Origin of the sequence: Akkermansia sp. N21116, assembly GCF_029854705.2 — a bacterium.
GTDB lineage: Bacteria > Verrucomicrobiota > Verrucomicrobiia > Verrucomicrobiales > Akkermansiaceae > Akkermansia.
Genome location: NZ_CP139035.1, coordinates 1,108,339 through 1,129,553, shown reverse-complemented (window position 1 = coordinate 1,129,553; position 21,215 = coordinate 1,108,339). Strand labels below are relative to the sequence as shown.

The window sequence follows — 21,215 nt, the reverse complement described above, 5'->3', positions numbered from 1 at the left end:
AGCCAATTTGCCGGTCCGTTCAGCTTCCCCCTTTTCCCCATGGACAACTTTCCCGAAGAATGGCTCCAACAGAGCAAAAACAAACTCGAACGTCACGGATTCCGCGTCTTTATCGCCGATCATACCATGGAAGCCCGGCAAATTCTGGAACGCCTTGTAACGGAATTCGCACCGACCAGCGCCAGTTACGGAGACTCCATGACCTTGAGAAATACGGATATTCTCGAATATCTGGCTCAACAGTCATCAATCCGCTTCTATGACGGTTTCCAACCGGATATGCCGCGCGAGCAACGCTGGGAAATTCGCCGCCAGGGGATGACCGCCGATCTTTTCCTGACGGGAATCAATGCCGTCTGCGCCGATGGTTCTTTGTACTGGGTCGACATGGTCGGCAACCGGATCGCTCCGATCGCATTCGGACCCAGGCACGTCATCCTCGTCGCAGGAATCAATAAAATAACACCGACGCCGGAAGAAGCCCGGAAACGCCTCCAGCAAATCGCTCCCCTCAATGCCAAACGCCACCCCGGTTTCAAGACTCCATGCATGGTCACGGGCACCTGCCACGATTGTAATTCCCCCGACCGCCTCTGCAATGCCTATCTGACGATGGCTCGCAGTTATCCCAAACACCGGATATCAGTTATTCTTATCCGGGAAGAAGCAGGATTATAATAACGTTTCGGCAGCGACTTTACCGATCATAAACAAGCCTCCCGGAGTGATTATTTTCCGAGAGGCTTATTTTTCGTTAATGACGTTCAATCACTTGTCGTAAAATTCGATCTTATAGTCTTTGAACTTACCCGGCTCTTTAGAGATCACCTTCTCGTATTTTTCCTGAGTAATGTTCATTTCGAATCCTTCAGTGGAAATGCGTACCATCGCTCGTCCGGCAGCAATTACGTCAAGTTCTTCTTCATTCAGTTCCTTCTTTAAATCATCGTTGTTCATAGCTTTTAATAAGTTTGATATGAATAATAATCGGTTAATTCGTTCAACACCTTCATGACGATTTGGAGTCGGAAAAGGTTACAACAAAAACATTTTTTCACGTTACCTTCGTTCGTCGTTCAACACTGGCGTCTCTCTGAACATGCACTCTCGAGTTCCCGTCAATTTCACCATGGAACCTCGCACCATATTGTGGTGTAACTGTAAAATAGTTTTCAACTACTATTTGAACCTACAAGAAACTGCCTCGCGGACGATTGAAAAATCCAAACGAGACCGATCTCTTTTTCGTCACCGTCATCCACGAGTAAGGATTTATCATTGAATGACGGGAATCAGCCGTCGGATTCTTCCGCTATACACTCGCCAAAACGCGAGCCAACCCTTATGCTTCCCGCACGATGACGATGCCCTCCCACGTGGAAATAATGGCCCCTGCCGGGTCGTTCGAATCCCTTGCCGCCGCTTTGAATGCCGGAGCCGACTCGGTTTACTTCGGCATCGGTTCCCTGAACATGCGTTCCCGAGCCACCGTCAACTTCACGGTGGAAGATCTGCCGGCAATCGTGTCCCAATGCCGGGAACATGAAGCCAAAGCCTATCTGACGCTCAATATCATCGTCTATGATGAAGAACTCGAAGAAGTGCGCCAACTCTGTAACGCGGCCCGCGATGCCGGAATCGACGCAGTCATCGCCTCCGACATGGCCGTCATCGAATATGCCCACTCGATTGGCCTACCCGTCCATATCTCCGTCCAGGCCAACGTCTGCAATATGGCTGCCGTCCGCTTCTTCTCCCGATATGCGGAAGTTGTCGTCCTTGCCCGGGAACTCACGCTCTCCCAAATTCGCCATATCATTGATGGCATCTCCCGTGAACAAATCTGCGGGCCGGAAGGAAAGCTCCTTCGTGTGGAAATTTTTGCCCACGGAGCACTCTGCGTCGCCATCTCCGGAAAATGCTACATGAGTCTCGCGGCCTATAACTCATCTGCCCAGCGCGGAGCCTGCTTCCAAAACTGCCGCCGCGCCTACCGGGTCATCGATGAAGAAACCGGGAATGAGATGGTCATCGACAACAAATACGTCATGTCTCCCAAAGACATTTGCACTGTCGGCGTTCTGGATCAGTTACTCGATGCCGGAGTCTCCGTCTTCAAGCTGGAAGGCCGGGGCAGATCGTCGGACTATGTCCGCACCGTCACATCCGTGTACAAGGAAGCCGCCCAAGCCTGCCGGAACGGAACCTACTCTCCCAATCTTATCGAAATCTGGCTGGAACGCCTCCGCCGCGTCTTCAACCGCGGATTTTGGCAGGGAGGCTACTACCTCGGCAAACCCTGGGGAGAATGGAGCGGCACATCCGTCAACCGGGCCTCCGTTCACAAAGTACATATCGGCAAAGTCACCAACTACTTCCGCAAAAGCGGCATTGCAGAAATATTCCTTGAAGCCGCTCCCCTCTCAACAGGACAGGACATCCTCATTACAGGTCCCACTACAGGAGCCATCGAACTTACCCCCGTTTCTCTCAAAGTCGAGCTGAATCCGGGCTGTCTTACAGAAGTCCCGCTGGCGGAAAAAGGGAGAACCATTTACATCCTCTCCCCGGACAAAGTCCGCCGCAACGACAAAGTCTATTATCTCCGACCGCGCACGCTGGAAGACTAGGCAGCAAGAGAACATATTTTTTGTTGCATTTCATGTGCTTATTTGCGAATTTGTGTGAATATCATTCGTTGTGCCGTCATGATCCACTTCCTCAAAATTGTCCCGCTGGTACACCCAGGCGTACTGTTTGCGGCATGCTTCCTTTCATCGTGCACATCTCATGACTTTGATCAAATACCGAGGACAGGATTCATCTCCCACTACGCGCCAAGCGATAAAGCACGCATGAGTTTCGACTCCTACTGGGATATCAGCGACAACAAGGACTGGGACGAACGGATCACGGGGCAACACGGAAAATCACAACCTATTTACGTGATGCCGGTTACCACGCATTTTCTCCTCAATTATCCGACAGATCCGGAAAAAGCGGAAGATGTCGAGGAACTTTGCCTCTACTTCGACCATCAACTCCGTGAAAAGCTAGCCATTCTGGACCGTCAGGACAACACCTTCCACCTCGTCGACCATCCTACCCGGGATGCTTACCGGGTACAGATCGCCCTCCTTTCCATTACTCCTACCAATGTAACGGCCAATGCAGCCGGGCTCATCGCGGGACACTATCTTAAAGGAAGCGGAGCCGTCCTATCCCAGGTTGTCCCGGGCGGTTCCATCTCCATGGGAGCTAAATTCTTTTCACCCGCCAATAAACTCGTTGCTGAAGTAGCCGACTACGAAAAGGACGAATCATCCGTCATTTCCTACGTCCTCGTAGACACCAAAGACTTCCAGTACTATGCCCACCATCGCCGCCACATTCGAATCTGGTGCGACCAATTCTGTGAAATCTTCACAACTCCCCACGAACACAAAATCAGACGTCCTTGGTTCAGTCTCAACCCTCTGTAGTCAATAACGCACCAGAAAGTCTTTATTCTACTTTTAAAATCAGCTCATACTTTTTCTTCCCTGTCCGGAGATAGTCCTCCTGAAGGACAAAGTCCGGAAGCCATGCATAACTTTTTGTATCACCACACACAGCCTCGACCAGAAAGCTAAACCAATAGGAATAAGGGAACAAATCCACCGGCTGTTTAGGAGGAGTTCCGGGAGCTCCGGGAGCCGGATGATAGAGTTCGTACAAATTCATGATCTCTACCATTCCATTCGGGGCCGTCTGGAATGTTCGGAAGGCGTCCGGGTATACATCCCTCCTGTTGTGTGCACCTCCCGCCCGCGTGCCGTAAAACCTAACGCTGGCCCCAGGCACAAGCTGTCCGTGTTTCATCACTTTGATCACGAGTTTTTCCGGAAAAATCTTCTTCGGCAGTTCCCGGTCCAATTGTTTTTGCCTGGCAGTATAGTTGAACAGGGCGGAACAATAGTCACTCCATACCCGGAAACCAGTCCCCATATTGCAGGGAGGCGGATTCAAGTCTTTATGGCTGACAGGGTTGTCTTCCGCCAGTATTTTATATTGATAGAGATCGGTCGCTCCGCGCATATGTCCATACTCATGTCCCAAATCACTGTATGTACCCTGCAGAGGTGGTTCCTTCGAGAAAATATCCCCATTTTTTGCCTGTTCCTCCAATGTCCGGTAACACATCACGACACACTGCCCGCTTTCACCGCCACCTCCGCAAGATGTTCCGCTGGCAACTGCATCCAAGGCGAAAAAAACGACATAATCATACATTCCCGTATCTAGCTTGCCAAAAGCTTGTTTCTTGAAAAAATCAATTCTGTTCCGATCCCCCTGAGTATCATACATACGCAGACCGGCCGGTACAAAACGAAAATAATAATGGAACCGGTTCGGGCTCTCATTAAAAAATTCCGTCGTTTGCGCAAACATTCGATTCAGTTTCTTCCGGAAAATTGTTTCCCCTCCGTATCGTTCCACACTCCCTTTGTCAGCCCAGACCAAGGCCCTGTACTCGATCACTTCCTGTTCTTTGCCCAAAGAAAGAGGAAACGAGTCACTGCCTTTGGAACTCAAAGGCCAAAAGACCATCATCGCAAGAACGAGAGACCACAATAATTTTGCGGGAAACGTAGTCATCACTATTGTTACGCTCTCTATGGTTCATTTCTATCCGAAAACAAGTCGTCAGCGGACTACACTTCCGGCAAGAATCCTAACCTAGCGCCGGGCCAATTCACTGGAATAGGCAAGTCCCAGAGAAGCGCCATGTTCCCTTATCCACGCACGCAGACTGGTTGTCCCTAAGGCAGGAGCCGAGGAAGCCAGACGGTTCTCCGTCAATCCGCGTATTTCATCTCGCGTCAGCATCACGTCACCGTGCAAAAAACCAAGCAGGGTTGTCGCCGCATGTACCAGGGGAACCGCCCAGTACGGAGTCCCTATAACCGGGCGGGAAGCTCCTATGGCATGTCCCAATTCCTCAAACAAACCGCGGAAGGTCAAGGAATCCGGACCGACAGCATCAATCACCAAGTTCTCCGTATCGTTTCGCCCGGCTTCGCGGACAGCCAATTGAGCCAAATCCCGGACATGGATCGGGCGTACCTCATAGTCACCCTTCCCAAACACAAGTACAAGAGGAAAATGTCGCAAGACCCACGCCATATTATTCAGCAGAATATCCTCTCCCTCCTGCTCTCCAAACAGAACAGCCGGACGTAAAATACTGAACGGGACCCCCAGGGAAGCCAACTCTTCTTCCAGCTGCGCCTTGCCGCGGAAATAGGACAGACCACTCTGAGGGTCGGGGTTCGTAATACTCACATGCACAATTCTTTTCACATCCGCCTCCCGTGCCGCATGAAAGAGGATCTTCGTATGCGCCACGGCTTGCTCATGGGAAAACTTTCTATGATTGAAACGTACCCAGTAGGTATTGAGCAAGACATCGCACCCTTGTAACGACGCAGCCAGCCTCGCCGGGTCATCCCACGACAAAGGAGCCAACCGGATGTTTCCGGGATTGGAACGGTATCTGGAATTCGTCAACCCCAGCACGCGATATCCTTGTTCCCGGGCTTCTCCGGCCATATAACGGCCGCTATACCCCAGAACACCTGTAATTGCTAATGCTTTCGCTTTCATTTCTCTTATTTCTGTAATTTCAGAATTTTGTTGCTACATGATTACCCGTTTAATCCATCGCTCCGTTTAATGCCCGACCGACCGAAACAATTTGGCAACGGTTTTCATGGCCATACGCCATACGGCAGGCTTGCACCGGAGGGCAAGATCCGCCAGGTCACATCCCTTTCGGAGGATTTCCTCCATCGCTTCCAATCGTTTCTCGGCAAAAGAATCCTTAGCCTCACGAGCCATGGACAAACATTCGGCAACCGATTTCAAAACGCCGTCCGCTTCACGTTTCTTGCGCTCCTCCACAATCAGACGGGCCATTTCCCAAACATCCGATACACAGGAATAATACGCCTTACGATCCCCGATCCGGCTTTCTTTGAGAACGAGTCCCCATCCTTCCAACTCCTTTAATGCTTGCGACACATTGGAACGCGCCATACTCAGAGCCAGCGAAATATCCTCGGCAGTCATCTCCTCCGGAGATAGATATAGCAACGCATGTACAGCCGCCGCAGAACGGTTGATTCCCCAGCGGGATCCCATATCTCCCCACTTTTCAATAAAACGGATTTGGACCTGGCTCAATTCCATGGATGTAATTTCTGAAATTTCTGAAATTTAAGCAACAAAAAAATGATTTTTCTTGATGAACCAATTTGGAAGAGCCGAATACAGGGAATCGAGTTATTCGCCGGTCTGGGCATCCATCATTTGCCGCCGGTTACGCAATTCGTTTCCCCGTTCCAGTTCCCTGGCATATTTGCTTGTCCCGGGAGCCAGGGAAGCAGCTTGGCGGAAGTAATTGTCAGCCTTGCTCTCATTTCCGGATTTGCGGGCAATCACACCGAGCAGAAAATATCCTTCGGGATCATTCGTCTGGCTGACATACTGGAGAGCGATGGACTCGCCTTGAGACCAATTGCCGGCCTTGCACGCATTGGCGGCCTGTTCCAACAGAGGTTTCTCACTGGACGTATCGATATTGACGCTATAGGAGCCCATGTGGGGGATCAAATCGTTCGTAATCTCCCGAGCCAGGGAAGATGCCGGGAAATTCTCCTCGCCATAGAAGTAGTCCGAATAGGTTTTCACCCCCAGGACACTGCCATCCCGCCATACGGCACGGCAGGTCAGGTGGACATTGTAACGATCCGAAGAAGAGCTGTGATGTTTTTTGTCCTTCTTATTGTCGCGGTGGTCATCGGAATCGTAAGTTCTGTCCCGGTACACATCCAGATCGAGATGCAACACGGAGTCGGCCCATGCCGGAGAATTGGCAACCGTATAGAACCCGCTGTTGATCAAACGCTTCTCCACTTGGCTCACTAATTCCGGGGAATACCGTGAAAAGGACGACGTCACACATACCTTGGATCCATGCCCCATGTTGATCTTGGCCGGAACAGGCTGATCCAAATACAAATCAGTCCCACAAGAAACGAGCAGAAAAACAGACAAAACAACAGACAAAATCGAAGAGAAACATTTCATAAGGATAGTCTCGAATACCGTGTGATTACTATACAATACACAGGAAGGCAATAACAATCAAATCTCCTCCTCCCCCATCCGCTCCATGCTGTTGCCCTCCATCTCTTCATCATTGGCCGAAATGCGGAGAGGTTCCCAGCACCCACAAATCCAAAAACATCAGGATCCGGGCGGCGCGTTCGCGCAGCCACATGCGCAATTGCGTTTTGCGCGTGCTCGTGTCCGGCGCATTGCAAGCCCAGGCATTGATGCCATGGTGAGCGGCAATCGCCAGAGCCCGGGCGTTGTGGTAGGGCTGGGAGACGATCACGATACGCTCCGCGTGGAACACGTCGCGAGCACGCACGATCGAATCGAGCGTACGCAGTCCGGCATAGTCGCACACAATTTTATCCTCCGGGACACCCTGTTCAACGAGCGCCTTCTTCATCTCCCGCGGCTCATTGTAGTACCGGAAACGGTTATCTCCGGAAACAATCAAGGAAGACACCTTGCCGGATTTCCACAGCTCGGCTGCCATTTTAATTCTGTTGACAAAGGAGGTGTTCACATGCTTGCCGACCATCGGCGAGCAACCGAGCACCAAGCCCACGGAATTGCTCGGAAGTCCCGATGGAGAATCCACCATGCGGTCATGCGACTGGACAAATACATAGCTCTCGGACACAAGCATCAGGAGCAACACCAAAGCCACGGGAACACCGCCCCCCCATCTCAGCCAGCGGCTTCGCCACAGAACAGAAAGCACACGTTTCCAGAAGGGAGGGGAAACACTCTTCTCCCGTGGCTGGGTCTGTTCCGTACATCCCTGCATGATTCCGGTTCGGGAAAAAGCCGGGCGGCTTTACTTGATTGCCTTCGCCCGTTTCTGGACAAACTTCTCCATCTCCTCCATCTGGGCTTCCAGGCAGGATACCAGTTTCAACTGGGTGCGGCAGCGGATCAGATTGTGATCCGGCTTGGATGTCTTGAAATATACGTCGCCTTCCAAATAGTCAGTTAGGAAGCGGATTCCGATTTCCAACGTAATCAGCTTCCCGGAAAACGCCAGAAAGTCGATCTCCTCCTGAGTCAGGAAACCGCTGGCCGCATCCAGATAACCTTCAATGATCGACTGGAACATGGAAATGCGGAAACGGACTTTGGAGAGATCCTCCTCGTCCTCGGCAGCCGGAGTCGTTACCGTCCGAACCATATCCCCGACATCGTAAAGCACCAGTCCCGGCATCACCGTATCCAAATCGATCACGCAGACGGCTTGGTCGGTTTCCTCATCCAGCATGACGTTGTTAATCTTGGTATCATTATGCGTAATGCGGACAGGCAGGCGGCCTGCCTTCTGCAGGTCGAGCAAAACATCGACATCCTTCTCCCTCTTCCGGATAAAATCCAATTCCTCCCGGCACGACTCCAGACGGGCGACGGGATCCAGTCTCGCCACTTCCATCAGGCGGTCAAAACGCTTGCGCGTATCATGGAATCCGGGAATCGTCTCGACCAGGTCGGAAGGATTCATGTCGCTGATCAAATCCTGAAAAGACCCGAAAGCATAGCCGGCCTGATAGGCCTGGCGCGTATTCTCCACAATGTCGTACGTGTGGGTTCCTTCGATGTAGTTATAGCAGCGCCAGATCCCGTCGCCGGGCAATTCGATATAGTTGCGGCCCCCGCGGGCAGGATACAAATTCAGCGTCTGTCCGGCGGAATCCGTACGGCGGCGCAGCACCTTCCAGTTGATATGGCGCGTCACCTTCTCCACATTGCGCATGACGGCACGGGGATCCTTGAAGACATTGCTATTGATCTTCTGGAGGATGTACCTGTCCTCCGTCCCGTCGCTTTTACGATACGTCGCACAATACGTCGTATTAATGTGCCCGCTCTGGATCTCCTTGCCATCCACAAATTCGCCCTCGATGGCAAACATATCTCCAATCTCGGCAATCCGGGCCAGAACCCGGTCGGCTACCTTCGTTTGATTCGTCGGAACAGATTCCATCTTGACCTCTAAAGTTTATAGTTCGAAACACCCCTTAACGGGCAAATTGATAGGCAACCAGGTCGTTCAACTTACTCTTGAGCAAGTCGAGCCCCGTCTGCTCCATCGCGGAAATAGGAACAATATCAAGTTTCGGGAAACGCATGCGGAAACGTTCCAGGTTTTCCTCCGCACCTTCCAAGTCCATTTTGTTGGCCACAATCATCCAAGGCTGTTTGGCGAGTTCCTCGTCGTACAGCTTGATCTCGGTCCGGAGCTGCTCCAGGTCGACGATCGGGTCGCGGCCTTCGCTGCCCGCCATATCAATCACAAACAGGAGCACCTTGCAGCGCGTAATATGGCGCAGGAACTCGTGACCAAGACCGCGGTTCTGGTGCGCCCCCTCGATCAAGCCCGGAATGTCGGCCACAATGCAACGGCGGTGGTTGTCGAACTCCACCACGCCGACGATAGGCTGGAGCGTCGTGAAAGGATAATTGGCCACCTTCGGTTTCGCGGACGAAATATCGCCCAGCAGCGTACTCTTGCCAGCATTGGGGAATCCCACAAGTCCGGCATCGGCAATTCGCCTCAGTTCAAAATAAAACACCCCTTCCTCGCCAGGAGTTCCGGCTTCGGCCTCCTTGGGCGCCTGATTGGTAGGAGAACGGAAATGCCAATTTCCCCGTCCTCCCTTGCCGCCCTGGCACAAGACAAACTTATCCCCGACTTCCGTCAGGTCGGCAACCAGTTCCATCTCCAAAGCGTCTTCATCGGAACGGTCCAGATAAGTAGCCTCCGCCATAGAGGAAGCATTCGTCCTGTACACGCGCGTACCGGGAGGCACCTTGCCAATCACGGATTTCCCATTCTTGCCGTGTTTTTTAAAATCCTTGCCGCCAACGCCTTCCGTGGCAATCAACTTGGGATCGTAGAAAAATTTCCGCAGGTCATTCGTATGCGGATCCACCTCCAGGATCACACTGCCTCCGTCTCCGCCATCTCCTCCGTCCGGCCCGCCCTTGGGGTTGAATTTACCCCGGTAGAAGCTGGCGGAACCGTTTCCTCCCTTGCCCGCTTTGGCAAAGATGCGAATGTGATCAACAAACATGAACATATTTTACCGGATTTACGGCAAATAGCAAGTTCCACCCCGGAAGCTTTGTGTCCTAACCAATTCTTTAAGATTGATTTTACCGGCAATTAAGCCATTATTCATACCACTTACGCCATGCCGACATTAGAAATCACCGCCCCCGGCTTGTCCCTACCGCCCGTACACCTGTCCATGGACAAGGATTATTCCGCCACCATCGGACGGTCGGAAGCGGCCGACATCTGCCTGCCCATCGGCTCCGTTTCTTCCATGCACTGCACGATTGTCCGCGTACCGGGAGGCTACGAAGTCAGAGACATGGGGTCTACGAATGGCGTCATCTACCGGGGACAGCTCCTCACCCAGGCCCCCCTTCCCCCCGGAGGAGAAGTCCTGCTCGGCGAAGCCTCCGTCCAACTACTTGCCTCCGATGAGGAAAAAGCCATCCTCGAGGCGGAAAAAGCCGCTTCCGGCCGGCAAACTCCCGCACAACAACCCGCAGCACCCGCAGCACCCGCAGCAGACGACGACTTTGTCGACTTATCCGATCTGAATCTGGAAGACGACCAGCCCTCCGACACCGTCGTTCCCGAACGCGAAACCCTGATCTCGTCCGCCCCCCAGCCGGAAACCGTCCACGGCATTGCCCTGCCTTCCACAGACCCCGCCCATCCCGAATACGGACAGCTTCACTACGGAGCCACTCCGGACGAAGACGAACAGGCACCCCCGTCGCCCCGCCGCTACGCGCCGCCCGCACCGAAAAGCAACTACCCGGCCATGATCCTCTACGCCCTCATCATGTTCGTCCTGGGAATCGGTACCGGCGTCACTTACAAATACTATTCCAACACCGGGGAACTCCTTCCCATGGTTATGATGGACATCCACTCCCCCAAGGAGACTCTTTCCCAGCACAAACAGCAGGCCCAGGCTGAACTCGATCGCGTCAAAGCCATCCGCGATACCGATGCCCAGGCATCATCCCCGGAAGCTGACGAATAAATCTACCTGTACCGCATTCGATCTGGTTAAGACAGAAACGGTCCCTTTCCTCTTCGGCTCTTCCAAACTATCTTCGGCCGGGCGTTTCATTTACCGTGTGTATATGAAATGACTTTTCCATCGGCTTTATTGATGACGATCTCGGCCACACCGCCGACGCCATCCCCATGAAACGTTCCTACAATACGGAAACTCTCCCCGAGATCCGTGACATTCCACGGACGTTGGTTCAAAACATTTTCGCCGTAAACAGATTCCAGAATTACTTCTGCAAGTTTCACAGCCGTTTTCTCCCGCAGGTTTAAATTCCTCACAACAGGCTTTCGTTCCGTGGTCGCAGCACGATTCCCATGTTCTTCCGCACCCTCGCTGCGAGAAACCACTCCCCCCAAACACACAGCAGCCAAACAACACGAAAATATTTTCCATTGATCCATGATAGAACGCCTTATCTTTGATGTTCTGTCCAAGGAAGTTGAGGTTATTTCTCATAAACAACCGTCCTTCTACCTGAATAGAATAATATTATATCAAAACCATTTCCGAAGAAAGTCAAATTTCCGGTTACAGATCATACTCCACCACTGGAACATGATTGTTTTCCGCCTTCCTCCGCAGCGACATATCATCGACAAATCGACGAATATAAAGACAGGAAAGGGCTAACGGCATCATCTTGTACCCACCTCCGAATATTACTAAACACAAGATGTTTTCATACTCCCGGCATCATAACCATTCGATTCTCGGCATTAGAATTTGACGGTCTTGTTATGGGGAGAGTATTTATTTCGACTGTTACTGCCTGTATGGTATTTTCTTACACTTCACTATTCAGCATAAAATCAATACAACAATTTTCATGGAGCAAAATATACCCATGTTTATAAATGTTAAGATTGCTTAAATAAAATTTCAAATAGATATTCGGTTGCGAATTTTTATTTCCACCCGTCTATTAAAAATAGATCTTCTCCCCATTTCTTCACCTTTATGAAACAAAATATCCAAATCATAGAGAACAAAAACTTTAGCCTCCCAAAATAAAACACCATCAACATATCGGACAATACATTTTCTATAATCTTGTGGATCAATTCTAATATTATCTATGGAAATCGATGATATATTTCCTATTTTTTCATCCTCGCTTAGAATTCTATTATTTTCCAAATTCGATTCGACATGATCAGATATACGTATTTTTATAAAAAATGGATTAGATAAATAATTTTCAGGCCCTACATAATTCACACATTTACCTGATTCTCCATTTATTGATAATTGATACGACAGAAAAGAGTCGAAATTTATATATCCTTTAGACATGTCGGACAAATTACAATCATCACAAGAATAATATATGTTGAAATTTGTAATATTTATTTTTCCGTCGCACGTTTCAAATTTATTTGCAATCAAGTTTTTGAGAAATCTCTTATCTTCTTCCGACGGCAAAGAGCATATTTCAGCATTGGGGTATATTTTATTATCTCCAAGAACAAAACAAAGCACGATGGCATATATAAAATACAAAACAATAAATATTTTCATATCGGTTAATTTGTTTTCCTTTTATATTTCAATATTATTTTCTTCATTCCCGGCATATGGTAGTCAGATATATATAAATTGTCTTTTCCATAATCAACGTATTTTGCAACAACATCATAAACCAAACGATACTCTTTAGTATAATAAATACCGCCAAGATCGTCACATACTGTTTTTAGATGTCCATCTACAGGAAATATTTTAGGATCAAAAACACTTGATTTGAAAATAAATTTATCTTTGATATATCCTTTTGATGTCGGCAAAGTAGAATTGACCGAAAAGAAATATTCCGACGGTCCATGAACAAAAAATACAGGAGGAGAAAACTCTTTCTTTGATTCATTAAAGTACGAATAAATTGCAACATTAAACTCTCCGGCAAAAACATCTCCATCATAATAAGATACAATTTTGCAACTATCTGATATAGCCGGATAAATATCTGTTTTATGATTACTACTTGGCAACAAAACAAATAAAACTAAAATTATCAGAAACAACAAGGATACAATTACTTTTTTCATCTCCATCTATTTTTATAGTTACTTCAAAAATAATATCATCATACTCCGGATCATTGCTTGGCGATATTTATAATATTTACCAACAGAAAATGAACAGTATTTTCACTAGGATTACCTCCCCGACAGGAAGATCCGATCTCATAGAAGCCATTCTCAATCAAAGAGGCTTTTCCCGCCATGAAAGGTTTCAACATAAAACAACTCACAGCCATAGCGAATTGAACGATCCCCAGTATTATGGCGCCCACAAAACACCACATCATGACCAAGCGGTAATTCATAGCATCTGTCATCATATCCAAAAATAAAAAAATGCAACATTTTTTATGATTATTCCAATTTTGGACATTAGGATGAAACGTTCATTCTTTCTCCCGGATCGAATCACCCAGAATTGATTGATCGCGTGTCTACCGGCACAAAAAATTCTCCAGCTCGCGTCGCTAAACGAACACGAGCTGGAGAATGAAAAAAAAGCGAAAAATGGTCAGAGGATTGGGGCCTTAGAGGCCGCCGTGTTCTTTCTCGCGGACTTGCTTGGCTTTCTTGCCTCCGCGGATTTTACCTTCGTTTTTCTTGTCGTAGGTCCAGACAAACTGGTCTTCGTAGGACTTGCCGTCCTTGGAAACGCGGGCCATGATTTCGTTGTCGCCTTCGCGGAGTATAATGTCGTCGAAGATGAAATGAACATCCGTCGTTCCCTGACGCGGAGAGGCCATTTTCTTGCCGTTGACGAAGAGTTCCGGCTCCCCGACATTGGAATAGACGGTAACGGGCGTCTTCTGGTGCGTGCGTTCCACCGCACGCCGCTGGGTGATGTAAAGGACGGGTTCCTTGCTCCAATTGGCTTTGTACCAGTAGAAGGGATCCTTCTTGATCGTACGGTCGAAGGTCACTAGTCCCTTCATGTTGCGCGCAGGGACACCACCCTGCATCTGCACGGGCGTGGCAAAGTCGAAGGTGTTCCAGATATAGGAAGCCAGGAGACAAGGGTGTTTGGCAATCACTCCCCACTGAATCTCATGGAACTTGGTCGCAAATTCCTCCGGGTAGAACTGTCCGAAGAATTCGCCGAAATCTCCCGTGTCTTCATCATGCTGGTCCACATTGGCTTCCGCACCGTATTCCGCAAGCATGGCCTTGTAGCCGGGGAATTTTTTGGCAAGACCGTCCGCCCAGGCTTCAATGCCGTTGATACGGCCTTCGTACCAGCCGAAATAACGGTTCATGCCCTGGATGTCGGCATTGAGATTGACCGCGTGATCCATCTTGCCGAAACCATTCACCGAAACGGTGTAGCGGTCCGGATCCTCCGTCTTGGCAAGGTCGTTGAGCTCCATCGTCGTGGAACGTACATAATTGGCCGGGTTGTACACTTCGTTATGAAGCCCCCAGACATAGATGGACGGGTGGTTGTAGTTCTGGCGGATCAGCTCCGTGAGCTGCTGCCTGGCATTGTCGCGTTCCTGAGTAGTCGTCGTATTGACGAACGGGATCTCCGCCCAGATGATGAAACCCATCTTGTCGCACTGGGAGTAGATGCGTTCCGCCTGCTGGTAGTGGGCGAAACGGATTGTCGTAGCTCCGATCTCCTTGATGACTTCGAGATCGGCATCATGGTTTTCGTCCTTCAGGGCACTGCCGAGGCCAAACCAGTCCTGGTGACGGCACACGCCGTACATCGGCACTTTTTTACCGTTGAGGTACATGCCGTCGCCGGCTTTTAATTCGAAGTGGCGGAGTCCGAGAGGCTGGGTCTGTTCATCGACCACTTTGTCGCCATCGACGAGCTGAGTAACCACCTCGTAAATATAGGGATCGTCCTGTCCCTGCCAGAGATGCGGTTTTTCGATTTTGAACTCTTGTTCGAAGATCTGGCGGCCCTGGGGCAACACTTCAACCGGACTTTCCTTGCTAGCCTTCACCGTCTTGCCGTCCGCTTCGTAAATCGTCGTACGGAGCGTGATTTTTTTGGCTTCCGGGTACTTGTTTTCAAGCTTCACCTTAGCGGTAACGTCGGCGGATTCCGGGGTAACGTTGCGCTGGCGCAGGTAAACTCCGGGAGAGGCGTAATCGAGCACGGAAATGTTGAGCTTGTCCGTCACGATCAATTCCACAGGACGATACATGCCTCCATACACACCAAAGAGAGTGTGGTTGACAGGAATAACGTCGGGGCGGGCCTTGTTGTCGGCCTTAACGAGAATCTCGTTGTCCTGCCCCGGCTTGATCAGGTCGGTAATTTCGACGGCAAAGGCGGAATAGGCTCCTTTGTGATTACCGGCAAATTGCTTGTTGACAAAAACGTCCGCCACGGAACCGATGCCCTGGAAGCGGAGAAAGACGCGCTTGCCGTCCAGGTCGGTACCGGGGTTGAAGTTTTTCTTATAATAGGCGTTGCCTTGGTAGAACTTGTTTTTTACGGTCTGCATGTCCTGGGCATTCCAGGTATGCGGGATCTCGACGGCCTCCCAGCCATCGGCCAATTCCTTGGCATCCGGCTTGAGAGATTCCGGAAACGGGCCTTTTTTGAAGGCCCATCCGTCGTTGAAAGAAGACACCTCGCGCGCCAGGGCGCAGGCGGAAAGCAGGACTACTGCCGAGAGCAGTTTATAGAACGTGGTTCTGATGTGCATGGTCGTATGGGGGGATAGCGAGAGGCAGGATCGGCGGGCAAATACCGACTGCCACTCGCAATAAGGCCACGGGCACGTCAGGGAGACACGCTCCCGGGACCGGTTCAGGGAGAGAAGAAGCCTTTTTATGCAACGGGAGTACCCGTCGTAGCAGTCAGTTCCTTGAAGCGGGCCAGCAACCGGGCCGTCACAGGACCGATTTTGCCGGAGCCGATCACATAACCGTCCATCTTCGTCACCGGCACGCATTCGGCGGCAGTACCCGTCAGGAAGCATTCGTCCGCGCAGGTAACGGTGTAACGGTTCATCGTACGTTCCTCGGCGGGAATGCCGAGTTCGTTGCAGATTTCAAGAACGACGCGGCGGGTAATACCGTCCAGCGCACCGTCGGTCACGGGCGGAGTAAAGACAGTGCCGTTTTTCACGATGAAAATGTTGTCGCCCGTGCATTCGGCGACATTGCCGGCTTCATTGAGCATGAGGGCCTCGGCAACACCCATCCGCACGGCTTCCATCTTGGCCAGGATGTTATTGAGGTAGTTGAGCGACTTCACTTGCGGACAGACCATGTCCGGACGGTTGCGGCGCACGGAACTGGTGATGAGAGCCAATCCGTTTTCATACACGGAGGGATCGTACAAGGCGATCTTGTCGGCAATAATGTACACCGACGCATTCTTGCAGTTGAAAGGACTCAACCCGAGATTGCCGACGCCGCGTGTCACCACCAGGCGGATATAGCCGTCCGACAGACCGGAAGCCGCTACGGTTTCGCAGGTAGCGTGGATGATTTCGTCAAAGGCATAGGGTATATCCAGAAGAAGATACCGGGCCGAATCAAACAAGCGGACGATATGATCCTCCAGACGGAAGACCCGGCCATTGTAAAAACGGATGCCTTCGAAAATGCCGTCGCCGTAAAGAGTGCCATGATCGAACACGGAGAGCTTCGCTTCCGTTTCGTCAACCAGTTTGCCGTCTAGCCAAATTTTCATAATGCAGGAAATAACAAAATTAATGCCGGAGTATTTTAATCGACACTTCGAGAAATAAAAGGAATAAGTTCGATTCCTTATTATTTCCTGACATTTCAGCGGTTCCGGAGGAGAAAAAATGACCATTCACCGGATATTCCGCCGAATGCGGGGTTGAGTTTTCCCTCTGGTTGTGTATATAGCGAGACATGTTCGTTCCCCAATGTGTCGGCTTGATCGCACCCGCCGACAAACCGGGTGTCCCGGAAGCCATCAAAGCCGCCCGCAAGGCTTTCCAAAGCCGCAGTATCCGCGTCATTTCCATCCGTAGTCGCAAATCCTTCGAAGAAGATGCCGCCGGAACGGACCTGATCATTACATTCGGGGGAGACGGCACCATGCTGTCCGCCGCCTCCAAGGCGGCCATGCTCGACATCCCGATGGCCGGAGTCAATCTGGGGCGCCTCGGATTCCTGACGACAATTTCCGTTCACGAAATCGATGCACTGGTCCAATCCCTGGCCGACGGGACGTGTTCCGTGGAAGCACGCACCATGCTGGAAACCTACCCCGTCGGAGAAAATGGAGAGCCCCGCAGCCAGCGCAAACTGGCTCTCAACGAAATCACTCTCACCAGAAATCAGACCGGGAAAATGGTCGATCTGGACGCCGAAGTCGACGGCCGCCTTCTGAACCGCTATCACGCCGACGGCATCCTCGTAGCCACGCCGACAGGCTCTTCCGCCTACTCGCTTTCCGCAGGAGGTCCGCTCATCTGGCCGGAATCCTCCGTTTTCTGCGTGACTCCGATCTGTCCGCACAGCCTGACCAACCGTTCTGTCGTCCTTCCCGACCAGGCAACCATCCGCCTTCGGCCCAGGGCACGCCGGGGAAGAGCGGATTCCATGCAATATTCTGCCGACGGGCGCGACACCCAAAGCATTGATGTCGGAGAACACCTCGTCATTCGCAAAGCGGAGGAAAAACTCCTCCTCGTCCACATGCCGGGTTACAACTTCGGCCAGCTTCTCCGCGCCAAACTACGCTGGCAGGGAGCAGAACTCCCCTGGGACCAGGCATGACGCTCCGGAGAAATTCAGGCAATATTCCCAATCGAAAACGAAGGGATACTCGATCCCTCCGCAATCTAAAATTTTATGCCTCAAGGGGTCCCGGAAACGGAAAAATTTGAAAAAAACGAATGCGGGCTTGACGAAAACCCCTGAGCCGTAGTAGGGTTTGCGCCCCGCCATATTGTTTGGCGGCATCAAAAACCACGCAACTGCGTAATACACAGAACCATGAAGACCCACGTGAAAAAAGGCGACGAAGTAGAAATCATCGCCGGACGCGACCACAAGGGCAAGCGCGGCACCGTTCTCTCGGTGAACGCAGCCAAGGGAACTGTCATCGTAGAAGGCGCCCGCAAAGCCAAAAAAGCTGTGCGCCCGACCGAACAGAACCCCGAAGGCGGCATTCAAGAGATCGACGCCCCAATTCATATCTCCAATGTGAAGAAGGTTGGCTAGGCAATGCCTACCCTGCGCTTAAGCCGTTAACAAAACGATCATTAGAGCTGACCCGCTAAAACAATGAGTACACCAACGTTACAGACATACTACCGCGAAAAAGTTGCTCCGGCACTTCAAGCGAAGCACGCCTACGCAAACGTCCACCAGATCCCCAAGTTGGAAAAGATCGTGGTGACTTCCTGCATGGGCAAACAACCCGACCGCAAGCAAGCAGTCGAGGATGCCGTCAATGAAATTGCCAAAATCACCGGTCAAAAGCCGGCCATGACCTACGCCCGCAAGAGCGTCGCCAACTTCAAAGTGCGCGAAGGGGAAGTCCTCGGCGCCCGCGTCACACTGCGCGGAACCCGCATGTGGGAATTCCTGGACCGCTTCATCAATATCACCTCGCCGAACATTCGCGACTTCCGCGGCCTTTCCGCCAAGTCCTTCGACGGTCGCGGCAACTATGCCGTCGGTATCTCCGACCAGTCCATTTTCCCTGAAATCGAACTGGATCAGATCAAGCGCCAGATCGGCTTCGACATCATTTTTGTGACGTCCGCCAATACGGACGAAGAAGGTCGTGATCTCCTCCGCGAACTGGGCGTGCCCTTCCGCGAACAGAAGAAGGCCTGAGAAACATAACGCGAACGCTTAACTTTTTTCATCAAATGGCCGTTATTACTGACCCCATCTCGGATTTCCTCACCCGCCTCAAGAATGCGAGCAACGCCCGCAAAGAGGAATTCTCCGCTCCCTTCTCGAAGATCAAGGCTGAAATCGCCCGCATCCTCAAGGAAGAAGGCTACATCTGGAACTACGAAATCGTAGGTGAAGGCATCCAGAAAGAAATCAAGGTGAAGACGAAGTTCACGGAACAGGGCAAACCTGTTCTTACGGACGTCAAGCGCTGCTCCAAGCCCGGACGCCGCCAATACATCGCCTCTTCTGAAGTTCCCCGCGTCCTCAGCGGACTCGGTATCGCCATCGTCTCCACCTCTCACGGAATGATGACCGGTGCGCAGGCTCGCAAGCAGAACTACGGCGGTGAACTCATCGCCCTCGTTTGGTAAACCCTGAAACTTTACACGAACAATGTCTCGAGTTGGTAAAAAATCCATCATTGTGCCGGACAAGGTAACGGTGAAGATCGACGGTTCCACCATCAACGTCGATGGTCCCAAGGGAAAGCTTTCCTGGGAACTTCCCGAAGGTATCACCGCTACGCTTGAAGGAACGGAACTGACCGTTTCCCGTGCGAGCGAAAGCCGCAAGCACCGCGCCCTCCACGGCACCAGCCGTTCCCTGATCAGCAACATGGTCACGGGCGTCAGCCAGGGCTTCGTCAAGGACCTTGAAATCATCGGCGTCGGTTTCCGTGCCGCTGTCAAGGGTAACATCCTCGACCTCAACCTCGGTAAATCCCACCCCATCAACCACCCCATTCCCCAAGGATTGACGGTCACCGTGACCGACAACACCAAGGTCAAGGTGGAAGGTGTCGACAAGCAGGTAGTCGGACAGTTCGCCGCCGAAGTGCGCGCCTACTATCCGCCGGAACCCTACAAGGGTAAAGGTGTCCGTTATGCCGGTGAAATCATCCGCCGCAAGGAAGGTAAGAGCGTCGGCAAGTAATTCGCTAACAATTTGCATTAAACTCACAGAATATGAGTACTATCAATCGCAAGGCCATCCGCGAAAGGATCCATCGCCGCATCCGCAGAAAGGTTACCGGTACCGCTTCCCGTCCCCGTTTGGCTGTTCACTTCTCCAACCGTCACGTCTATGCTCAAATCATCGACGACGTGAAGGGCGTCACCCTCTGCTCCGCCTCAACGGCTGATGCTTCCATCGCCTCTCCCGCTAAACTCGCCAACAGCGATACCGCCACGAAAGTCGGTACCCTCGTTGCCGAACGCGCCAAGGCTGCCAACATCACTGAAGTCGTTTTCGACCGCGGTGGTTTCTCCTTCCATGGCAAGGTTAAGGCTTTGGCCGACGCCGCCCGTGAAGCTGGTTTGAAATTCTAATTGAGAGAAAGATTCCCCAACAATGAATAACGAAACGGAAAACTCCGTACCGGCAACTCCCGAAGCGTCCGCTCCCGCTGAAACCCAGCAGCCCGCTTCCACCAGAGCTCCCCGTGGCCGTGGTAACGGTAACTTCCCCGGTGGCCCCCGCGGTCCCCGTGGTCCCCGCCGCGAAGGCGGTCCCCGTCGTGACGGACGCCGTGGTCCCCAAGCCGAGGTTCCAGAAGAAGAAGGCCCCCAGCTCATGGAAAAGGTTGTCTTCATCAACCGTTGCGCCAAGGTCGTCAAAGGTGGTCGTCGCTTCTCCTTCTCCGCCCTCGTTGTGAGTGGCGACCAGGAAGGCCGCGTCGGCTACGGATTCGGCAAGGCCAACGAAGTAGCCGACGCCATCCGCAAAGCTACGGAAAGCGCCAAACGTGCCCTGCGCCCTGTTGCTATCGTCGACGGCACCATCCCGCATGAAGTATACACGGAATTCGGCGGCGGCAAAGTTCTGCTGAAGCCTGCCTCCCCCGGTACCGGATTGATCGCCGGCAACACCGTCCGTGCCGTCCTTGAAGCTGCCGGTGTCCGCGATATCATCGCCAAGTCCCTCGGTTCCTCCAATCACGCCAACGTCGTGAAAGCCACCCTGAATGCCCTCGCTTCCCTGCGTACGAGCGACCAGGTTCTTTCCCAGCGCGGTTTGAAGAAGGAAAAGGCCATCTAATCCTTGAAGGGAGGAGCTCCGGTTCCTCCCTATTTCACCATCAACCTATCATTTTAGACAG

At 51.6% G+C, this 21,215-nt stretch carries 25 protein-coding genes; 11 read left to right on the top strand and 14 right to left on the bottom strand.

Annotated features, from left to right (window positions below; genetic code table 11):
- The first annotated feature begins 39 nt into the window (after positions 1-39).
- Entirely contained in the window at positions 40-678 is a 639-nt protein-coding gene (locus QET93_RS04175; RefSeq protein ID WP_280131999.1) for a lactate utilization protein, read from the top strand.
- A gap of 90 nt (positions 679-768) precedes the next feature.
- Here the strand turns inward: QET93_RS04175 and QET93_RS04170 are convergent, their stop codons facing one another.
- A complete protein-coding gene (locus QET93_RS04170) occupies positions 769-957 on the bottom strand; it encodes a hypothetical protein (RefSeq protein ID WP_280132000.1) in 189 nt (62 codons plus the stop codon).
- 407 nt (positions 958-1,364) lie between these two features.
- Here QET93_RS04170 and QET93_RS04165 point away from each other — a divergent pair, with 407 nt between their 5' ends.
- Positions 1,365-2,630, top strand: a complete 1,266-nt coding sequence (locus QET93_RS04165) for a peptidase U32 family protein (protein WP_322190116.1) — start codon at positions 1,365-1,367, stop codon at positions 2,628-2,630.
- Positions 2,631-2,855: 225 nt separating this feature from the next.
- Positions 2,856-3,482 (top strand): DUF3313 family protein, encoded by a 627-nt coding sequence (locus QET93_RS04160; RefSeq protein ID WP_280127012.1) that lies wholly within the window; start codon positions 2,856-2,858, stop codon positions 3,480-3,482.
- Between the two features lie 22 nt (positions 3,483-3,504).
- Here QET93_RS04160 and QET93_RS04155 read toward each other — a convergent pair whose 3' ends face one another.
- The 7 genes from QET93_RS04155 to obgE all read right to left on the bottom strand — a co-directional run bounded on the left by QET93_RS04155 (position 3,505) and on the right by obgE (position 10,220).
- On the bottom strand, positions 3,505-4,638 hold the full coding sequence (locus QET93_RS04155; RefSeq protein WP_322190115.1) for a hypothetical protein: 1,134 nt from the start codon (positions 4,636-4,638) through the stop codon (positions 3,505-3,507).
- Positions 4,639-4,719: 81 nt separating this feature from the next.
- The gene (locus QET93_RS04150; RefSeq protein WP_280132004.1) at positions 4,720-5,646 is read right to left on the bottom strand and encodes an NAD-dependent epimerase/dehydratase family protein; all 927 of its coding nucleotides are present in this window, start codon (positions 5,644-5,646) and stop codon (positions 4,720-4,722) included.
- Between the two features lie 66 nt (positions 5,647-5,712).
- Entirely contained in the window at positions 5,713-6,231 is a 519-nt protein-coding gene (locus QET93_RS04145; RefSeq protein ID WP_280127009.1) for a MarR family transcriptional regulator, read from the bottom strand.
- 93 nt (positions 6,232-6,324) lie between these two features.
- Positions 6,325-7,131, bottom strand: coding sequence for a hypothetical protein (locus tag QET93_RS04140; protein WP_280132005.1), 807 nt, complete (start codon positions 7,129-7,131; stop codon positions 6,325-6,327).
- A gap of 109 nt (positions 7,132-7,240) precedes the next feature.
- Positions 7,241-7,945, bottom strand: a complete 705-nt coding sequence (locus tag QET93_RS04135; RefSeq protein WP_280132006.1) for an ElyC/SanA/YdcF family protein — start codon at positions 7,943-7,945, stop codon at positions 7,241-7,243.
- A gap of 30 nt (positions 7,946-7,975) precedes the next feature.
- A complete protein-coding gene (locus QET93_RS04130) occupies positions 7,976-9,130 on the bottom strand; it encodes an aminoglycoside phosphotransferase family protein (protein WP_280132007.1) in 1,155 nt (384 codons plus the stop codon).
- A 34-nt stretch (positions 9,131-9,164) separates the two neighbouring features.
- A complete protein-coding gene (gene obgE / locus QET93_RS04125) occupies positions 9,165-10,220 on the bottom strand; it encodes a GTPase ObgE (protein ID WP_280127005.1) in 1,056 nt (351 codons plus the stop codon).
- A 120-nt stretch (positions 10,221-10,340) separates the two neighbouring features.
- Here obgE and QET93_RS04120 point away from each other — a divergent pair, with 120 nt between their 5' ends.
- Positions 10,341-11,210, top strand: a complete 870-nt coding sequence (locus tag QET93_RS04120; protein WP_280132008.1) for an FHA domain-containing protein — start codon at positions 10,341-10,343, stop codon at positions 11,208-11,210.
- 86 nt (positions 11,211-11,296) lie between these two features.
- Here QET93_RS04120 and QET93_RS04115 read toward each other — a convergent pair whose 3' ends face one another.
- The 6 genes from QET93_RS04115 to ilvE all read right to left on the bottom strand — a co-directional run bounded on the left by QET93_RS04115 (position 11,297) and on the right by ilvE (position 16,922).
- A complete protein-coding gene (locus QET93_RS04115) occupies positions 11,297-11,647 on the bottom strand; it encodes an NTF2 fold immunity protein (protein WP_280132009.1) in 351 nt (116 codons plus the stop codon).
- Between the two features lie 478 nt (positions 11,648-12,125).
- On the bottom strand, positions 12,126-12,764 hold the full coding sequence (locus QET93_RS04110) for a hypothetical protein (RefSeq protein ID WP_280132010.1): 639 nt from the start codon (positions 12,762-12,764) through the stop codon (positions 12,126-12,128).
- 5 nt (positions 12,765-12,769) lie between these two features.
- Positions 12,770-13,291 carry a hypothetical protein gene (locus QET93_RS04105; RefSeq protein ID WP_280132011.1) on the bottom strand — a complete coding sequence of 174 codons (522 nt, stop codon included), beginning with the start codon at positions 13,289-13,291 and terminating at the stop codon, positions 12,770-12,772.
- Between the two features lie 50 nt (positions 13,292-13,341).
- Complete coding sequence (locus QET93_RS04100) at positions 13,342-13,587, bottom strand: hypothetical protein (RefSeq protein ID WP_280132012.1); 246 nt, start codon at positions 13,585-13,587, stop codon at positions 13,342-13,344.
- 207 nt (positions 13,588-13,794) lie between these two features.
- Positions 13,795-15,927, bottom strand: a complete 2,133-nt coding sequence (locus QET93_RS04095) for a glycoside hydrolase family 2 TIM barrel-domain containing protein (RefSeq protein ID WP_280127000.1) — start codon at positions 15,925-15,927, stop codon at positions 13,795-13,797.
- A gap of 125 nt (positions 15,928-16,052) precedes the next feature.
- Positions 16,053-16,922 carry a branched-chain-amino-acid transaminase gene (ilvE, locus tag QET93_RS04090; RefSeq protein WP_280132013.1) on the bottom strand — a complete coding sequence of 290 codons (870 nt, stop codon included), beginning with the start codon at positions 16,920-16,922 and terminating at the stop codon, positions 16,053-16,055.
- A 188-nt stretch (positions 16,923-17,110) separates the two neighbouring features.
- Between ilvE and QET93_RS04085 the strand changes: the two genes are divergently transcribed.
- From QET93_RS04085 to rpsE, 7 genes are all read left to right on the top strand, one after another.
- Entirely contained in the window at positions 17,111-17,983 is an 873-nt protein-coding gene (locus tag QET93_RS04085; protein ID WP_280132014.1) for an NAD(+)/NADH kinase, read from the top strand.
- A gap of 219 nt (positions 17,984-18,202) precedes the next feature.
- Entirely contained in the window at positions 18,203-18,430 is a 228-nt protein-coding gene (rplX, locus tag QET93_RS04080; protein ID WP_280126997.1) for a 50S ribosomal protein L24, read from the top strand.
- A 63-nt stretch (positions 18,431-18,493) separates the two neighbouring features.
- The gene (gene rplE / locus QET93_RS04075; protein ID WP_280126996.1) at positions 18,494-19,051 is read left to right on the top strand and encodes a 50S ribosomal protein L5; all 558 of its coding nucleotides are present in this window, start codon (positions 18,494-18,496) and stop codon (positions 19,049-19,051) included.
- A gap of 35 nt (positions 19,052-19,086) precedes the next feature.
- On the top strand, positions 19,087-19,488 hold the full coding sequence (gene rpsH / locus QET93_RS04070; protein WP_280126995.1) for a 30S ribosomal protein S8: 402 nt from the start codon (positions 19,087-19,089) through the stop codon (positions 19,486-19,488).
- A 22-nt stretch (positions 19,489-19,510) separates the two neighbouring features.
- Positions 19,511-20,050 carry a 50S ribosomal protein L6 gene (gene rplF / locus QET93_RS04065; RefSeq protein WP_280126994.1) on the top strand — a complete coding sequence of 180 codons (540 nt, stop codon included), beginning with the start codon at positions 19,511-19,513 and terminating at the stop codon, positions 20,048-20,050.
- Between the two features lie 32 nt (positions 20,051-20,082).
- On the top strand, positions 20,083-20,445 hold the full coding sequence (gene rplR / locus QET93_RS04060; protein WP_280126993.1) for a 50S ribosomal protein L18: 363 nt from the start codon (positions 20,083-20,085) through the stop codon (positions 20,443-20,445).
- 22 nt (positions 20,446-20,467) lie between these two features.
- Positions 20,468-21,154, top strand: a complete 687-nt coding sequence (gene rpsE / locus QET93_RS04055; RefSeq protein ID WP_345786060.1) for a 30S ribosomal protein S5 — start codon at positions 20,468-20,470, stop codon at positions 21,152-21,154.
- The last annotated feature ends 61 nt before the right edge of the window (positions 21,155-21,215 follow it).

Bases quoted from the DNA above. Each gene is read 5' to 3' on its own strand.
- QET93_RS04175 (WP_280131999.1), top strand. From the start codon at position 40: ATGGACAACTTTCCCGAAGAATGGCTCCAACAGAGCAAAAACAAACTC.
- QET93_RS04170 (WP_280132000.1), bottom strand. From the start codon at position 957: ATGAACAACGATGATTTAAAGAAGGAACTGAATGAAGAAGAACTTGAC.
- QET93_RS04165 (WP_322190116.1), top strand. From the start codon at position 1,365: ATGCCCTCCCACGTGGAAATAATGGCCCCTGCCGGGTCGTTCGAATCC.
- QET93_RS04160 (WP_280127012.1), top strand. From the start codon at position 2,856: ATGAGTTTCGACTCCTACTGGGATATCAGCGACAACAAGGACTGGGAC.
- QET93_RS04155 (WP_322190115.1), bottom strand. From the start codon at position 4,638: ATGACTACGTTTCCCGCAAAATTATTGTGGTCTCTCGTTCTTGCGATG.
- QET93_RS04150 (WP_280132004.1), bottom strand. From the start codon at position 5,646: ATGAAAGCGAAAGCATTAGCAATTACAGGTGTTCTGGGGTATAGCGGC.
- QET93_RS04145 (WP_280127009.1), bottom strand. From the start codon at position 6,231: ATGGAATTGAGCCAGGTCCAAATCCGTTTTATTGAAAAGTGGGGAGAT.
- QET93_RS04140 (WP_280132005.1), bottom strand. From the start codon at position 7,131: ATGAAATGTTTCTCTTCGATTTTGTCTGTTGTTTTGTCTGTTTTTCTG.
- QET93_RS04135 (WP_280132006.1), bottom strand. From the start codon at position 7,945: ATGCAGGGATGTACGGAACAGACCCAGCCACGGGAGAAGAGTGTTTCC.
- QET93_RS04130 (WP_280132007.1), bottom strand. From the start codon at position 9,130: ATGGAATCTGTTCCGACGAATCAAACGAAGGTAGCCGACCGGGTTCTG.
- obgE (WP_280127005.1), bottom strand. From the start codon at position 10,220: ATGTTTGTTGATCACATTCGCATCTTTGCCAAAGCGGGCAAGGGAGGA.
- QET93_RS04120 (WP_280132008.1), top strand. From the start codon at position 10,341: ATGCCGACATTAGAAATCACCGCCCCCGGCTTGTCCCTACCGCCCGTA.
- QET93_RS04115 (WP_280132009.1), bottom strand. From the start codon at position 11,647: ATGGATCAATGGAAAATATTTTCGTGTTGTTTGGCTGCTGTGTGTTTG.
- QET93_RS04110 (WP_280132010.1), bottom strand. From the start codon at position 12,764: ATGAAAATATTTATTGTTTTGTATTTTATATATGCCATCGTGCTTTGT.
- QET93_RS04105 (WP_280132011.1), bottom strand. From the start codon at position 13,291: ATGAAAAAAGTAATTGTATCCTTGTTGTTTCTGATAATTTTAGTTTTA.
- QET93_RS04100 (WP_280132012.1), bottom strand. From the start codon at position 13,587: ATGATGACAGATGCTATGAATTACCGCTTGGTCATGATGTGGTGTTTT.
- QET93_RS04095 (WP_280127000.1), bottom strand. From the start codon at position 15,927: ATGCACATCAGAACCACGTTCTATAAACTGCTCTCGGCAGTAGTCCTG.
- ilvE (WP_280132013.1), bottom strand. From the start codon at position 16,922: ATGAAAATTTGGCTAGACGGCAAACTGGTTGACGAAACGGAAGCGAAG.
- QET93_RS04085 (WP_280132014.1), top strand. From the start codon at position 17,111: ATGTTCGTTCCCCAATGTGTCGGCTTGATCGCACCCGCCGACAAACCG.
- rplX (WP_280126997.1), top strand. From the start codon at position 18,203: ATGAAGACCCACGTGAAAAAAGGCGACGAAGTAGAAATCATCGCCGGA.
- rplE (WP_280126996.1), top strand. From the start codon at position 18,494: ATGAGTACACCAACGTTACAGACATACTACCGCGAAAAAGTTGCTCCG.
- rpsH (WP_280126995.1), top strand. From the start codon at position 19,087: ATGGCCGTTATTACTGACCCCATCTCGGATTTCCTCACCCGCCTCAAG.
- rplF (WP_280126994.1), top strand. From the start codon at position 19,511: ATGTCTCGAGTTGGTAAAAAATCCATCATTGTGCCGGACAAGGTAACG.
- rplR (WP_280126993.1), top strand. From the start codon at position 20,083: ATGAGTACTATCAATCGCAAGGCCATCCGCGAAAGGATCCATCGCCGC.
- rpsE (WP_345786060.1), top strand. From the start codon at position 20,468: ATGAATAACGAAACGGAAAACTCCGTACCGGCAACTCCCGAAGCGTCC.